The following is a 14,005-nucleotide window of genomic DNA, read 5'->3' on the forward strand; positions in this document are numbered from 1 at the left end:
CGGTGCTTTGCGCCAGCGCGACAACCTGCGGGTATCCCGGGGCCAGGTGGCCTGGCTGGAATACGACCCGGCAGAATCGGCCAACCAGCTCTGGTGCCTGCGTAACGGCGCTCCTTTGCAGGTAACTGCACCGGACTTCAGCATTCGCAGCGGCATCAACGGTTATGGCGGCGGTGCTCTGTGTCTTGATGGCCCCAGGGCCTTTGTGGTGGAGTCCGCCGACCAGCAGATCCAGCAAGTGGATTGTAATACCGGTGCCCGGAGTCGGCTGACCTGCGAGCCGGATGCCCGCTTCGGCGGCCTGGTATGGGACCCGGTCCGGTGTCGGATCCTGGCTGTGTGCGAACGCCTCAAGCATGGGCAGGTCGAGGCCCAGCAACTGGTGGCCATTGATCCCGAAACCGGTCGGGTCGGCGTTCTGGCCAGCGGTGAGGATTTCTATGGCGCTCCGGTGCTTTCGCAAAACGGCTGCCAGCTGTCGTGGGTCACCTGGTCACTGCCTGATATGCCGTGGCTTTTCAGCCGGCTCTGGCGGGCGCAGGTCAATCAGGGCGGTACCCTGGCATCGCCGTGCCCGATGGATACCCCCAGGCCCGCGTCGGTGCAGCAACCGCTCTTTGTGGAGGACAGGCTGGTCGCGCTGTCCGACCACCAGGGCTGGTGGCAGCCCTATGATGTTTCTGCCGAGGCTGACAGCATTCAGTGGCAGGCTCTGACCAACCGCCAGGCCGATCATGCCAATGCGCCCTGGCAACTGCAGGAATCCCACTCGGTCGCCTTACCGGGCAAGGCCTGGGCCCGGGTGATCTATCATCAAGGCACGGCTGAACTCTGGCTTTGCGATGGCTCCGGCGAACATCGCTTGGCAGAGCGGTTCGTGGATTTTCGCGCCTTACAGCAGAAGGCCGGCCGGATTCTCTGTATAGGGAAACGCCCGGACGCCCTGGACAGCGTTCTCGATATTGACCCTGCAACCGGCGCGGTGACATTACTTGCCGGCGGCGAGCAGCCTCTTGGTGCCGGCGGGTGTGTTTCTCCCGAGCTGCTCCGATTCACCGCTGCCAACGGCATGGGTATTACCGGCTTTTTCTATCGGCCAGTCAGGCACGATCCCGGCCACGACAATGGCTTAACCAGCCCCGACCTCCCGCCCGTCATTATCCGGGTGCACGGCGGCCCAAGCTCAGCGGCTTACCCGGTGTTTGATCCCCAGGTCCAGTTCTGGGTCCAGCATGGTCTGGCGGTGCTGGACGTCAACTACCGGGGCAGTACCGGTTTCGGTCGCGAGTTCCGGTTGGCGTTGGCTGGTAACTGGGGAGAAGCAGACGTAGAGGACATGTGTGCGGCGGTCGCCTACCTGAAGGGGCACGGGCTGGCCGATCATCGGCGCGCGTTCATCCAGGGCCGCAGCGCCGGTGGCTTTACCGTGCTGATGGCCATGATGGAAACCGGCGTATTCAAAGCTGGCGCTAGCCTTTTCGGCGTCAGCGATCCGGCCCGGCTGAGAAGCCAGACGCACCGTTTCGAATCCGGCTACCTGGACTGGCTGCTGGGCGATCCCGATCAGCACCGGGACCGTTGGCAACAGCGTACGCCGGTGCTGCAGGCCCACCGTATCACGGCGCCGGTAATCTTCTACCAGGGTGGTCAGGACCAGGTCGTGGTGCCGGCCCAGACCGACACCATGGTTGCGGCCCTGAAGGCCTCGGGGCAGGCTCCGGCATACCACTACTTCCCGGAGGAAGGGCACGGTTTCCGCAGCGCCAGTCGCCAGGCCTTTCTGCTGGCTTCATTACTCAGGTTCTATCAGGATCATTGCTAAATCAGACATGTGTTAAGCCGGCCCGTTGGAGTAAGCTTTCTTATTCAGGAGTTTTTGCCAGGGAACAGGGCGCGTTTACAACAATAAAATGACCGAGAGCGCTCATGAGTTACGACATCTCTGCTCTACGCAAATTTGTATCCCCCGAGATCGTCTTTGGTGCCGGCTCCCGTAAGGCCGTGGCCAATTTCGCCAGCAATTTCGGCGCCCGCAAGGTTTTGCTGGTGTCCGACCCCGGCGTGGCAGCTGCCGGCTGGGTGAGCGAAATCGAAGCCCTGCTGACCGAAGGCGGCCTTCAATACGTCACCTTCACAGGGGTCTCCTCGAACCCGAAAGTGGCGGAGGTCATGGCCGGGGCCGAGATCTACAAATCCAACGAATGTGATGTGATTGTGGCCATCGGCGGCGGCAGCCCCATGGACTGTGCCAAGGGCATTGGCATCGTCAGCGCCCACGGGCGCAACATACTCGAGTTTGAGGGCGTTGACACGATCCGAATGCCTTCACCGCCGCTGATCCTGATCCCCACCACCGCGGGCACCTCCGCTGACGTATCCCAGTTCGCGATCATTTCGGACCCGGCACGGCGCTTCAAGTTTTCCATTATCAGCAAGGCAGTGGTGCCGGACGTGTCTCTGATTGATCCGGAAGTTACCGAGACCGTGGATCAGTTTCTCACCGCCTGTACCGGGGTGGATGCCCTTGTACACGCCATTGAGGCCTATGTGTCCACCGGTAGCGGACCGCTTACCGATACCCACGCCCTGGAGGCCATCCGGCTGATCAACCGGTATCTGGAACCGCTGGTACTCAACCCGGCCGACAGCCAGCTGCGGGAACACATCATGCTGGCTTCGATGCAGGCGGGGCTGGCGTTCTCCAATGCCATTCTAGGGGCAGTGCACGCCATGTCACACAGCCTTGGCGGCTTCCTCGATCTGCCCCATGGTCTCTGCAACGCCATGCTGCTGGAACACGTAATCGCCTATAATTTCACTTCGGCGGACGAGCGTTTCAAGCGGGTGGCGCAAGCCATGGACATCGATACCCGGGGCATGAGCATGGCCACGGTCAAGAAGCGTCTCATGGAGCGGGTGATTCTGCTCAAGCGGACCGTTGGTCTCGAGGCCAAGCTGGCCAAACTGGGAGTGACGGTGTCCGATATCCCGTCCCTGTCCAATTTTGCCATGCAGGACCCCTGCATCGTCACCAATCCCCGTCGGTCCTCCCAGCGGGATGTCGAAGTGGTTTATGAAGAAGCGCTCTGAGGTCCCCGCCGGCAGAAGTGAGAACGGTAGCGAGAATATAGGGTACGACATTGGTGACTTGCTTGGGCTGGGCAGCCATTCGGTACGGAAGAATTACTATCCAGCTTTGCAGGATCGCATCGAGGAAATCGAAAAGGAACGCAACCGTTACAAATGGCTGTTTGAGAACGCACTCCACGGCATTTTCCAGGGTGACCTGAAGGGTGGCTTCCTGTCGGTGAACCCGGCGCTTGCCCGTATCTGTGGCTACAGCAGTGCCGAGGCCCTTACCGGCGCTGTGACCAGACTTCGCGAACAGCTGTTCTGCAGTGGCCATGAGTTTGACCGGTTGCGTCACGAGTTACTGGACAAAGGTCACCTCAGTGCCTACGAAACCCGCTTTCTGCGTGCCGATGGCAAGGCAGTGTATGTGGCTGTCACGCTTTTGCGCCGCCCGGACCTGGGCGCGGAAGTGGTAGAGGCTTTCGTGGCTGACATAACCGAACGCTACCAGGCCCGTCAGAAACTGGAACAGATGAATGCTGCGCTGGAACAGCGGGTCGATGAGCGAACCGAGGCACTGCAGAATGCCAATGTAGGTTTGCGATACCAGATTGAGGAGCGGGAAAAGGTCGAGCGAGAGCTGGTGATTGCCGTGGAGGCTGCCAAGGAGGCCACGCGCAGTAAAGACAAGTACCTCGCGGCCGCCAGTCATGACCTTCTGCAACCCCTCAATGCAGCCAGACTGCTTGTTTCCACGCTTCAGGACAGTCCGTTACCGGAGCGCGAATCACGGTTGATTGACCGGGTCCATCGGGCCCTGGAAGGTGCTGAGGATCTGTTGGCGGATCTGCTGGACATTTCCAAGCTGGACCAGGACGCCATGAACCCGGACTTGGCCCCGGTAGCTGTGCACTCTTTGGTGGCAGGGCTGTCGGAAGAGTTCGAGCCTGTTGCCCGCCAGGCCGCCCTGAAGTTCCGTAGCCGCCTGGTGCCGGCCATGGTTTATACCGACGCCCGCATGCTGACCCGGATTCTTCGCAACCTGCTGAGCAACGCCTTCCGCTACACCCGCTCGGGGGGTGTGCTCCTGGCCATGCGCGTGCGGCGCAAACAGTTGCAACTGGAGGTTTGGGACAGCGGCATCGGTATTGCCGAGGACAAGCTGGAGGCCATCTTTGCCGAGTTCCATCAATTGTTGGCTCCGGAAGCGGGAGAGCGCACCGGGGTTGGCCTGGGGCTGGCTATAGTGGAGCGTATGGCCCGTATGCTCGGACACAAGGTAAGCGTGGTTTCACGGCCGGGCAGGGGGTCGCGGTTCTCAATAAGTCTGCCGTTATCATCGAACCTGGCTGAAGACAGCAAGTCGCATCCCGCCACCAGCACCGGGTCCCTGGCTGGTGCAAGAATACTGGTGATTGACAATGAGCCTGCCATACGGGAAAGCATGGAGGCCCTGCTCAACCTGTGGGGCTGCGAGGTGGTGACCGCCCGTAGTGGGATGGAGGCGGCGGGCCTGTGCCGTGGCGGGTTTGCACCCCAGGCCGTGCTGGCTGACTACCATCTGGACAATAATCTCACCGGCTGGCAGGCAATCAATGACCTTCGGCAGGTCTGTGGCTGGCAGCTGCCCGCCGCCATCGTGACTGCGGATCGCAGTGACGCCTGCCGTCAGCAGCTGAAGGCATACGCGGTGCCGGTCCTGAACAAGCCAGTCAAGCCTAACCGCTTGCGGGCCCTCATCTCCAGTCTCGTTTCCGCCGGCCCTGTTACCCAGCTTGCCGGTAAACCGCTCTACCGGCGGACATCAACATGACGGTTGCGCAATTCCGTGGCTACGGGGTCGCGAGGTGCCTTGGTTCAGGGCTACACTTCAGGGAAGTAAGTGACACCGGAAACATTCTCAAACAGGGAGTCTGACCATGCCCACATCCGAGACCGGGTTAACCAACCACGAAGTCACCATCTGCTTGTCCGGCGGTGCCGTGCTGGGTCCGTATAACGCCACCTGGTCAAAGGACGCAGGTGGTGATGTGCGGGAACTCGTCAAAGAGTACGACGCTTTCCTGCAGGGCGAGCCCCAGCAGCGATTCAAGTTCTACCTGCACGATACCCACACGCACACCGTGCATACCCTGATTCTCAAATTCGAGAATATAACCGGCATCTGTGATCACGTGAGGCTGAAGGACAGTCATTGATGGCTCATTGAACGCCTCTCGCCAGAGACAATCTGCTTTTGATTTCGTACTGTTCAGTAATGGCACCACGCATGGCTACGACATGGAGGACGTGATGAAAGACGATCGAATAGAAAAGGACAGTCTGGGCGAGGTCCGGGTTCCTGCCCAGGCTCTCTGGGGCGCGCAGACACAGCGGGCGGTAGAGAATTTTCCTGTCAGCGGTTTGCCTATGCCACCGGCATTTATTGACGCTGTGGTCCGGGTCAAACGGGCTGCCGCCATTGCCAACGGCCATCTCGGTCTGCTGGACAAGGGGCCCCGCAAGGCCATTGTTACTGCCTGCGACGCCCTGCTTGATGGCGAGCACCGGGACCAGTTTCCCATCGACCGCTATCAGACCGGTTCCGGCACCAGCACCAACATGAATGTCAACGAGGTGATTGCCAGACTCGCCAGTCAGGACGGCGAGGAGGTCAACGCCAACGATCACGTCAACATGAGCCAGAGCTCAAACGATGTAATTCCCACCGCGATCCATATCAGCGCCATCACCCAGGCCTACCAGGTGCTGCAGCCGGCTCTGTCCCATCTTCAGGGCAAAATTTACGAGCGTGAGGCGCTGTTTTCTGATCAGGTCAAGACGGGGCGTACCCACCTGATGGACGCCATGCCTGTTACCCTTGGCCAGGAGCTTCGGACCTGGCGGGAACAGCTCATTGCTGCTGAGCAGCGCATTGTGGCGGCCTGCGACGGCCTGCTTGCCATTCCCCAGGGTGGAACTGCCGTTGGTACCGGCATCAATGCCCACAAGGACTTCGCGGACAAATTCATAACCGCCCTGAACGAAGACACCGGTTACCACTTCCGCAGCCTGCCCCACAAATTCGTTGGGCTCAGTGCGGTTGACGCTTCGGTTGCCATGTCTGCGCAGCTGCGTGGCGTGGCCATTGTGCTCACAAAGATCGCCAATGACCTGCGCTGGATGAACAGTGGGCCCATCCACGGGCTTGCGGAAATCAGCCTGCCGGCTTTGCAGCCAGGCAGTAGCATCATGCCCGGCAAGGTCAATCCGGTGATTCCCGAATCGGTTGCCATGGTCAGTGCCCAGGTCATGGGGCTGGATGCCGCTGTTGCCATCGCCGGCCAGTCGGGCAATTTCCAGCTGAACGTCATGCTACCGCTGGTCGCTGCCAACCTTCTGGATATGGGCGCACTTTTGAGTAACGCCGCGCTCATGCTGGCGGACAAGGCCATCACAGGCTTTTCGGTGAACTCGGAACGTCTGAACGAGGCGGTGGACAAGAACCCGGTGCTGGTGACAGCGCTTAACCCGGAAATCGGCTATGCCCTGGCAGCTGAGATTGCCAAGGAGGCCTATGCTACTGGCCGGCCCATTATCGATGTGGCCGATGAGCGCTGTGACCTGACCCGCGAGCAGCTCGAAGACCTGCTTAATCCTCTTAAACTGACCTCTGGAGGCATCGGTGGCCATTAGCCGGACTGCGGAAGAGGGATTCTGTGGAAGGCTCTAGACTGGCCGAGCCCGGCATGGGGCCAGGCTCCATAACCATTGCATTGACCCTGCTGACCCTACTGGTGGTAGCCAATGGCGCGCCAGTACTGGCCAGGCGTCTGCTAAAGGACCGCTGGAATGCGCCTATTGATGGCGGCCGCCTGGCCTGGGACGGGCGGCCCCTGTTGGGGGCCAGCAAGACCTGGCGAGGATTCCTAGGCGGTATTGCCGGGGCTGGTATAGCCTCGGAAATTTTGGGCCAAGGACTGGTTTTCGGGTTGGTATTTGGCCTGGCCGCCCTGACGGGGGATCTGCTAAGCAGTTTCATCAAGCGTCGGGCCGGTCTGGCCTCCAGCGCCCGGGCAACCAGTCTGGACCAGTTGCCCGAATCCCTATTGCCAATGCTTGTCGCGGCCTTCTGGCTGGGGTTGGGCTGGCTGCCGGTGTTTATTGTACCGGCGCTTTTCATGCTGGCCCACATATGGATATCACCGCTTCTTTACCGGCTTGGGATCCGGCACCAGCCCCACTGAATTTTTGAATTCCGGGCACCGCTCGCCGGCCAACCTCTTTCAGGCAGTGGATCAGCCGGCTCGTGTCAGAGTGTGCATGGTGACCTCCGGGGGGCAGTTCAGGCGCACGTTGACAACCGAGGTGCCGGCTCCCGGCGAGGTGTAGCCCTGCATTTTACCCCGCTGCCAGTGGCCACGTCCCAGCGCCCGGGGACAATCAGCATCCAGGGTCAGCGGGAATCCCCCGGGCAGGCAGATTTGGCCACCGTGGGTGTGGCCGCACAGAAACGCATCGAAGCCTGCATGAACCGCCTCGCGCCATATCTCCGGGCTGTGACTGAGCAGAATCGAAGTCCCGTCCGCAGGTATGTCGTCAGCGGCCCGCTGGAGATTGTGGACCTTGTAGAAATGCGGATCGTCGACCCCGGCGATGTAGAGATACTCATTGCCGCGTTCGATGCGCAGGTGTTCATTCAGCAAAACCCGGTAGCCCATATCCTCCAGCCCCGGCACCATACGAATGCTGTCATGGTTGCCGAGAACGGCCAGAGGCGCACCCTTGATGGCCTTGCGCAAACGCGCCATTCCGGCCTGGGCTTCCTCGATCGGGCCCCAGGTCAGGCGCCGGTAATCTCCTGTCAACACGCAGAGGTCATATTGTAAGGGCGTGATCTGGTCGATTACTGCCTGTAGGTTCTCCGGGTCCATGTCAACATGGAGGTCGGTCAGATGGAGCAGGCGGAATCCTTCAAAGGCCGGCGGCAGGCCCGGTAAGCGAAGCTGGTGATCTACAGTTCGCAGGCGCCGGCTGTTATTCTGGCCTCGCTTCAGCATGCCCACAAGCCGAAGGCAGGTGCGAATGAACCCTGGGGCCGAATAGATATTTTCCAGATGAAACGAGTGGTGGTCCCTGCCGAACACCCGGGCTTCGGTATCCCGTTCGATACCCAGCCGCTGGCGGGCATGGACAGCGCCTAGCCGGAGACTGAGGCGATAATGCAGGAGTTCATCATCAGGGTCTTGGGAATAAGCGCGGGCAGTCATGGTTGATCCTGACATCTGCCTGCTCGCAGACGCCTGCTGGGTCCGTGAATGAAGCCCTGGTTCGGGCAGCGACGTTCATGTCTATAAGCCAAGAGTGTCGCACAAGTATGGCGTTCTATGACATTCACGCAACGACCAATGAATCAAGATTAATTTTACGGAGAGCAGAATGACAAAACCCAGGGACGACAAAACCCAGTCATTTTGGTCGGTGTTTCAGGTGTTTCTGCGCCTGGGCCTGACATCGTTCGGAGGCCCTGCCGCTCATCTGGGGTATTTCCATGACGAATTTGTAAAGCGCAGGCGCTGGTTATCAGATGCCGCTTACGGCGAAATCGTTGCCCTGTGTCAGTTGCTCCCGGGGCCTGCGTCCAGTCAGGTGGGGCTAACGCTTGGCTTCCTGCAGCGGGGTTATGGCGGCGCCTTTGCCGCCTGGCTCGGTTTTACCTTGCCCTCGGCTCTCCTCATGACCGCCTTTGCGTTCGGTTTCAACCTTTGGCCAGACGCCGGCGCCAGCGGCTGGATTGCAGGACTCAAACTGTTCGTGGTTGCGGTGGTTGCACAGGCTGTGTGGCAGATGGGCAAGACCCTGTGCCCGGACGCCACCCGCCTGAGCCTGGCATTGGCAGTGGCGATCGTCTTGCTAGTGGTGGGCGAGGCCTGGATCCAGATTGTCGCCCTAATTGCCGCCGGCGCGATCGGCATGATGGTCCATCGGCCCGGGTCCGAAACCGGGGCTGAGCTGAACCTCAGAATCCAGGGTCGCTGGCCCTGGTTATTTGCTGGCCTGTTTGCCGTTCTTCTGGTCCTCGCTCTGTTGCCCCGGGATGATACCGGGCTGCTGTGGCTGGCGGGGGAAATGTACCGCTCCGGGGCCCTGGTGTTCGGTGGCGGGCATGTGGTCCTGCCCTGGCTGCAGGAAGGTTTCGTGGCTTCGGGTCAGATGCCGGCGGATACGTTTCTGGCCGGCTACGGGGCGGCGCAGGCGGTACCCGGCCCCCTGTTTACTTTCAGTGCCTTTCTGGGTGCCATCGAGGGCGGCCTGGCAGGGGCCCTGGTAGCAACCCTAGCTGTCTTCCTGCCTGGGAGCCTGCTGGTATTCGCGGGCCTTCCGCTGTGGGCATACCTGCGCCGCCATCCCCATGCCAGGGCGGCCCTGGCCGGGGTGAACGCCGGGGTGGTAGGGCTGCTGCTGTCAGCCCTGTATGACCCGGTCTGGGTTTCAGCGATACACTCCGGCACTGGTCTTGCACTGACGCTAGCGCTCTGGGCCGGGCTGGCCTTATGGCGGGTGCCGGTGTGGATACTGGCGCCGGCCAGCGCCCTGGCAGGCGTTGTATTGTTCTGACGGGCCTTGCCCGCCGGCGCGGGTCACGGCCTTAGGGGGGCCGAGATGAAACTGGCTCGGCGTTGGTGCATCGACCGCTCGCAAATCCCGGAATTAAGCCCCATCATGGCATTGAGCATAGGCGCCAAACAGATAGAACCAGCGAGGATGATATGAGTGATTCCTGCCGTATTCCCGGCCTCAACGTGCCGAAGAACCGTTTTCCTGAACCACGACGGGATCTGCCCGCCGACCAGGGTGAGCAGAGAGTTATACTTGGGGGCGGCTGTTTCTGGTGCCTAGAGGCGGTGTTCCTGGCTATGGAGGGCGTCACCAGCGTCGTTGCAGGGTATGCCGGTGGCAGCCCCGCCACCGCCAATTATGAAGACGTCTGCAGCGGCCGGACCGGTCACGCCGAGGTGATCGAGGTACGTTATCGTTCGGAAACCGTTAGCTTTGGTGAGCTTCTGAGGGTCTTTTTTTCCGTCGCCCACGACCCGACCCAGCTCAACCGTCAGGGCAACGACCGGGGCACCCAGTATCGGTCCGTGGTCTTTTATGAGTCAGAAGAGCAAAAAGCGGTGGCCGAGGATTACATCTCCCAGCTCAATGAGGCGGGAGTTTACCCGGATCCCATCGTCACGACCCTGGAGCCGCTGGAAGCCTTTTATCCGGCTGAAGACTACCATCAGAATTTCGCAGCCCGGAACCCGATGCAACCCTATGTACGGGCGGTTGCAGCACCGAAAGTGGACAAGCTTCGCAACGGCTTTCCTGAACATCTGAAAGGGACCGTTTCAGACGCCCCGGCGGATAAAGGAGATTATGCATGACCATGTCAGAGTCAGGGTACGACATTACGCCTTTGGGCAAGGAAGACATCGAAAAGCTGGCCTCCGGGCTCAGCGCCGAAGAGAAGCGCGTTCTGCTTGACCACGGCACCGAACGGCCATTCTGCGGAACCCTGCTGGACAACAAGCAGGACGGTACCTATTTCTGCCGTCTCTGCGAGTTGCCTTTGTTCCGGTCGGATGCCAAATTTGATTCCGGTACCGGCTGGCCCAGTTTCTTCCAGCCTTATGATCCCCGGCATGTGGCCTCTCTGGAAGACAACAGTCTCGGCATGGCCAGGACCGAAGTCCGCTGTGCCCGCTGTGACAGCCATCTTGGGCATGTGTTCCCGGACGGGCCGCCGCCCACAGGGCAGCGTTTCTGCCTGAACTCAGTGGCCCTGAACTTTCAGCCCGACTGACCGGCCGACATTACAGACTCATTCAGGTCGCGCAGCTGGAAATATCCTCGGACGCAATGACGATTTCTCCGGGCGGCCCTCCAATCTCACGCAACAAGGTTGCTGCAATAGCGTCTGCGCTGACCGGACGGTAGCGCCTTGGCGTGATGGGAGAAAGCAGGCGGCCGGCCATCAGCCCGAGAGATTCCCCGAGCCGTGGCTGTTCACGTTTGGCATCGATAAGCGAGGGCCGAACGACCACGAAACGTTGAAAGCCCATCCCCGCTATGGCCGATTCTGTTTTGCCCTTGGTTTGAAGATAGAAACTCAGACTTTTCGGGCTGGCGCCCAGTGACGAGTTAAGGGCAAAGCCAGAAGCCCCTGCTTCCCGTGCCATGCCAGCGCAGGCCACCACCAGGTCATGGTCGACGCTATAGAAACCGGTCTTTGAACCGGCCTGTTTAAGGGTCGTTCCCAGGCAGCATATTACGCCGTCAACTGCCCACCAGTCCGCCCCGGGCAGCGGCAGCGTGAACGGGATGACCGGATTGTGCGCCTTGCGCGGATCAGCCAGAGGTCGTCTTGTGGGCGCAACGATTGTCTCGAACTTGTCAGACGCCAGCGCCTGCTCAAGTACCCTGCTGCCCACGACACCCGTGGCGCCCAGAATCATCAGTTTCATCTGTCTGCCCTCGTAATCGCTGCGTCAAGCATGGCGGGACGGCTTTTGCGTCAGGCCATGACGGTGGAAATCAGATAGCCGGTATAGGCTACGAACACGGTCAGCAGGGCTGCGCCCTCGACACGATTGATGCGTCCCTGGCGACCCTTCCTGAAGCCCCAGCCCATGATGAACAGCGCCACGGTCAACCCGGTCATGAGCAGCCAGTCTCGGCTCAGTACCACCGGGTCCACTTCCATGGGCATGATGGTGGCTGCAATGCCGACGACTGCCAGGGTATTGAATATCCCGGAGCCCAGGACGTTCCCCAGGGCCAGGTCATGCTCGCCTTTCTTAATGGCCATCAATGACGAGGCCAGCTCCGGCAATGACGTGCCGATGGCGACGACGGTGAGGCCGATGACCAGGTCGCTGACTCCCAGGCTCTGGGCCACCGTCACCGCTCCCCAGACCAGGATGCGCGAACTCACCACCAGCAGTACCAGTCCCACCACCAGCCACACCAGGGCGCGGCCCAGGGCCATCGGAGCTGAGGACAGCTCGGCGGTGACATCGCCTGCAAGGGCGTCAGGGCCCTGGCGCATGCCCTGGAATATGGACCAGCCCATGACCACCGCAAACACCGCCAGCAGCACCCAGCCATCGTTACGGGACAGGGAGCCGTCCATCAGCTGCCAGCCAGCCAGCAGGCACAGGCCGAACAGCAGCGGGAGTTCCTTGCGAATCACCTGTGAATGCACCTGAATCGGACTGATCACCGCCACAAGACCGATAACCAGAGCGATGTTGGCTATGTTGGAACCGTAGGCGTTGCCCAGGGCCAGGCCCGGGTTGCCGTCCAGGGAGGCCATCGCCGACACCACCATTTCTGGCGCCGAAGTACCAAAACCGATGATCACCATACCAATGAGCAACGGCGGCATGCCCGCGTGCTGTGCGGTTGCGGCGGCGCCATCCACGAAGCGGTCAGCACTCCAGACCAGCAGCACTAGCCCACCCAGAATCGCAAGAAATGCCAATGTCATATCAGAACCTCAGTTGATTGCCAGGCCCAGCAGGAAGACCCCTGCGTAGCCCAGAGTGTATGCGGTGAGCAGAAATGCGAAATATCGCAGGTAACTGACAAACGTCAACCCGGGTATCCGGCTCATGGCCACAATGCCGGCAGCCGATCCAATCACCAGCAGCGATCCGCCAACCCCCACCGCGTAGGTCAGCGCCATCCATTGCTCCGGGGCCATGATGATGCCGGCCTTTAACAGCGCTGCGGTCAGCGGCACATTGTCGATGAATGCCGAGAATATTCCCATCATGTAATTGGCAGCCAGAGGCGGCAGTACGTCGTAGACAGTCACCAGTGAGCTGAGCGCCTGGATTTCCTTGAGCATGCCCACCAGTAGAAGTATGCCGAGGAAGAACAGCAGGGTCTCAAACTCAATGGCGCGCACGTATTCCAGAATTGGGTCCAGGTCGTTGTCATCGCTCATGAAGCGCGAAACCAGGAACATCATGGACAGGCCAAACAGGAACATCAAGACAGGCGGAATGCTGAACACGACATTGCCGGCAATGGTGGCAATGATGGTCAGCAGGAAAAGCACACTAATGACCACATCGACCCTGCGTACCGGGCTCAAGACATGGTTCAGACTGACCGAGCCGGTCATGCCCCTGGACAACAGCAGGATCAGCGCCAGCACCCCTGCAAAAGCCGGCAGCGACAGGCTGAGCAGGGTGAGGATCTCCACCTTGCCCGCCAGGAAGATCATCAGGGTCGTCACATCGCCGGTGATGAGCGCCACCCCACCCGAGTTGACGGCGAATATGACCAGGGTGATGAACCGGATCTGTTTTCTCGGCTCCAGATTCAGTGACAAAATCAGTGTGGCTGAGACCAAAGTTGCAGTGATATTGTCGGCAAGGGACGAGAAGATAAAGCAAAACAGCCCTGTAAACAGCAGCAACTGGCGCTCAGTGATCTGCCGTGGCAGGACAAGATAGATCACGTTTTCAATCATGCCTTTTTTGTTCAGGTAGGCCACGAAGGTCATCGCAGCAACTAGAAACAGCCACAGGCCGGCAATCTCGGTAATGCTCTCCGCCAGTCCTTCGGCAATAAGGGTAGTTTCGGACTCGTCAGCACTGGCGATGAACAGCAGTATCCAGGCCAGTGTGCCGAAAAAGAGCGTAACCTTCGCCTTATTGACGTGGGTGACCTCCTCAAACACGACGCCGAGGAGTGCGGCCAGGGCAAGCCCAACAAGAACAAACTCGAATATCGACATCTTGACCATCCGATAGGGGCGCAGGGTGCGCGCAGGGAGTCTAATCGGTCAGGTGACGGCGGAGAAGCACCCCAATGATCTTTTGATTCGCAGGTTGAGTCTCGCTGGGAGCCGGGGCAGGCCAGATGCCATTTCTGTCCGTAGTTCAGAGGCATGCAC

At 60.3% G+C, this 14,005-nt stretch carries 13 protein-coding genes; 9 read left to right on the forward strand and 4 right to left on the reverse strand.

The annotated features are described in order from the left end of the window. Positions 1 to 46 precede the first annotated feature (46 nt). From G7W63_RS11280 to G7W63_RS11305, 6 genes are all read left to right on the forward strand, one after another. Positions 47 to 1,822 carry an alpha/beta hydrolase family protein gene (locus G7W63_RS11280; protein WP_242634407.1) on the forward strand — a complete coding sequence of 592 codons (1,776 nt, stop codon included), beginning with the start codon at positions 47 to 49 and terminating at the stop codon, positions 1,820 to 1,822. Between the two features lie 104 nt (positions 1,823 to 1,926). Then, positions 1,927 to 3,090 (forward strand): alcohol dehydrogenase-like regulatory protein ErcA, encoded by a 1,164-nt coding sequence (gene ercA, locus G7W63_RS11285; RefSeq protein WP_166257574.1) that lies wholly within the window; start codon positions 1,927 to 1,929, stop codon positions 3,088 to 3,090. Further along, complete coding sequence (locus G7W63_RS11290) at positions 3,074 to 4,885, forward strand: PAS domain-containing hybrid sensor histidine kinase/response regulator (protein WP_166257577.1); 1,812 nt, start codon at positions 3,074 to 3,076, stop codon at positions 4,883 to 4,885. Before ercA ends, G7W63_RS11290 begins: the two co-directional genes overlap by 17 nt. A 106-nt stretch (positions 4,886 to 4,991) precedes the next feature. Continuing rightward, complete coding sequence (locus G7W63_RS11295; protein WP_166257580.1) at positions 4,992 to 5,270, forward strand: hypothetical protein; 279 nt, start codon at positions 4,992 to 4,994, stop codon at positions 5,268 to 5,270. A gap of 94 nt (positions 5,271 to 5,364) precedes the next feature. Then, complete coding sequence (locus G7W63_RS11300; protein WP_166257583.1) at positions 5,365 to 6,747, forward strand: class II fumarate hydratase; 1,383 nt, start codon at positions 5,365 to 5,367, stop codon at positions 6,745 to 6,747. Positions 6,748 to 6,770: 23 nt separating this feature from the next. Further along, positions 6,771 to 7,298, forward strand: a complete 528-nt coding sequence (locus G7W63_RS11305; protein ID WP_242634392.1) for a CDP-archaeol synthase — start codon at positions 6,771 to 6,773, stop codon at positions 7,296 to 7,298. 51 nt (positions 7,299 to 7,349) lie between these two features. Here the strand turns inward: G7W63_RS11305 and G7W63_RS11310 are convergent, their stop codons facing one another. Beyond that, positions 7,350 to 8,321 (reverse strand): metallophosphoesterase, encoded by a 972-nt coding sequence (locus G7W63_RS11310; RefSeq protein WP_166257586.1) that lies wholly within the window; start codon positions 8,319 to 8,321, stop codon positions 7,350 to 7,352. A 169-nt stretch (positions 8,322 to 8,490) separates the two neighbouring features. Between G7W63_RS11310 and chrA the strand changes: the two genes are divergently transcribed. The 3 genes from chrA to msrB all read left to right on the forward strand — a co-directional run bounded on the left by chrA (position 8,491) and on the right by msrB (position 10,900). Further along, the gene (chrA, locus tag G7W63_RS11315; protein WP_166257589.1) at positions 8,491 to 9,669 is read left to right on the forward strand and encodes a chromate efflux transporter; all 1,179 of its coding nucleotides are present in this window, start codon (positions 8,491 to 8,493) and stop codon (positions 9,667 to 9,669) included. A 152-nt stretch (positions 9,670 to 9,821) separates the two neighbouring features. Next, on the forward strand, positions 9,822 to 10,481 hold the full coding sequence (msrA, locus tag G7W63_RS11320; protein ID WP_166257592.1) for a peptide-methionine (S)-S-oxide reductase MsrA: 660 nt from the start codon (positions 9,822 to 9,824) through the stop codon (positions 10,479 to 10,481). Next, positions 10,478 to 10,900: a peptide-methionine (R)-S-oxide reductase MsrB gene (gene msrB, locus G7W63_RS11325; protein WP_166257595.1), complete on the forward strand. Its 423-nt coding sequence runs from the start codon at positions 10,478 to 10,480 to the stop codon at positions 10,898 to 10,900. Before msrA ends, msrB begins: the two co-directional genes overlap by 4 nt. Before the next feature lie 22 nt (positions 10,901 to 10,922). Here the strand turns inward: msrB and G7W63_RS11330 are convergent, their stop codons facing one another. The 3 genes from G7W63_RS11330 to nhaD are packed head-to-tail and all read right to left on the reverse strand — an operon-like array spanning position 10,923 to position 13,846. Further along, entirely contained in the window at positions 10,923 to 11,561 is a 639-nt protein-coding gene (locus tag G7W63_RS11330; protein WP_166257598.1) for a Rossmann-fold NAD(P)-binding domain-containing protein, read from the reverse strand. A 50-nt stretch (positions 11,562 to 11,611) separates the two neighbouring features. Further along, positions 11,612 to 12,586 carry a calcium/sodium antiporter gene (locus G7W63_RS11335; protein WP_166257601.1) on the reverse strand — a complete coding sequence of 325 codons (975 nt, stop codon included), beginning with the start codon at positions 12,584 to 12,586 and terminating at the stop codon, positions 11,612 to 11,614. A gap of 9 nt (positions 12,587 to 12,595) precedes the next feature. Beyond that, positions 12,596 to 13,846: a sodium:proton antiporter NhaD gene (gene nhaD, locus G7W63_RS11340; RefSeq protein WP_166257604.1), complete on the reverse strand. Its 1,251-nt coding sequence runs from the start codon at positions 13,844 to 13,846 to the stop codon at positions 12,596 to 12,598. Positions 13,847 to 14,005: the final 159 nt, after the last annotated feature.

This window comes from Marinobacter salicampi, assembly GCF_011074795.1.
Taxonomy (GTDB): Bacteria; Pseudomonadota; Gammaproteobacteria; order Pseudomonadales; family Oleiphilaceae; genus Marinobacter; species Marinobacter salicampi.

Coding starts and splice junctions, on each gene's coding strand:
- ercA (WP_166257574.1), top strand. CDS start 1,927: ATGAGTTACGACATCTCTGCTCTACGCAAATTTGTATCCCCCGAGATC.
- G7W63_RS11290 (WP_166257577.1), top strand. CDS start 3,074: ATGAAGAAGCGCTCTGAGGTCCCCGCCGGCAGAAGTGAGAACGGTAGC.
- G7W63_RS11295 (WP_166257580.1), top strand. CDS start 4,992: ATGCCCACATCCGAGACCGGGTTAACCAACCACGAAGTCACCATCTGC.
- G7W63_RS11300 (WP_166257583.1), top strand. CDS start 5,365: ATGAAAGACGATCGAATAGAAAAGGACAGTCTGGGCGAGGTCCGGGTT.
- G7W63_RS11310 (WP_166257586.1), bottom strand. CDS start 8,321: ATGACTGCCCGCGCTTATTCCCAAGACCCTGATGATGAACTCCTGCAT.
- chrA (WP_166257589.1), top strand. CDS start 8,491: ATGACAAAACCCAGGGACGACAAAACCCAGTCATTTTGGTCGGTGTTT.
- msrA (WP_166257592.1), top strand. CDS start 9,822: ATGAGTGATTCCTGCCGTATTCCCGGCCTCAACGTGCCGAAGAACCGT.
- msrB (WP_166257595.1), top strand. CDS start 10,478: ATGACCATGTCAGAGTCAGGGTACGACATTACGCCTTTGGGCAAGGAA.
- G7W63_RS11330 (WP_166257598.1), bottom strand. CDS start 11,561: ATGAAACTGATGATTCTGGGCGCCACGGGTGTCGTGGGCAGCAGGGTA.
- G7W63_RS11335 (WP_166257601.1), bottom strand. CDS start 12,586: ATGACATTGGCATTTCTTGCGATTCTGGGTGGGCTAGTGCTGCTGGTC.
- nhaD (WP_166257604.1), bottom strand. CDS start 13,846: ATGTCGATATTCGAGTTTGTTCTTGTTGGGCTTGCCCTGGCCGCACTC.